Origin of the sequence: Pseudonocardia sp. SID8383 (assembly GCF_009864975.1) — a bacterium.
In the GTDB taxonomy this organism is placed as follows: Bacteria; Actinomycetota; Actinomycetes; order Mycobacteriales; family Pseudonocardiaceae; genus Pseudonocardia; species Pseudonocardia alni.
In genome coordinates this window covers 1-201 of sequence record NZ_WWFY01000407.1, presented here as the reverse complement: position 1 = coordinate 201, position 201 = coordinate 1, and the positions used below count along the sequence as shown (strand labels likewise).

The 201-nt window shown below is 81.1% G+C and carries 1 protein-coding gene; it reads right to left on the bottom strand.

Annotation, left to right across the window (positions count from 1 at the left end; translation table 11 throughout):
• Positions 1 to 201, bottom strand: a 201-nt coding sequence (locus GTW08_RS09705; protein ID WP_161151796.1) for a hypothetical protein, incomplete at both ends; no start/stop codon positions are given.

Below are 201 nucleotides of genomic sequence, written 5' to 3'. Positions count from 1 at the left end.
CCGGGCCGGCGTCGCCCGGCTCCTCGGGAAGGTGGGCCAGCGCCTCGCGCAGGTCGGCCAGCGGCAGCGGCCGGGTCGCCGTGACCGCGAACGCGACCCGCCCGGCCAGCGCGATGCCCGGCCAGCCCTGCGAGGCCAGCGCCAGGCGCTCGCCGACCCGGTCGCAGAGACCGGCCAGGTGCCGGTCCGAGGCACCGGGCA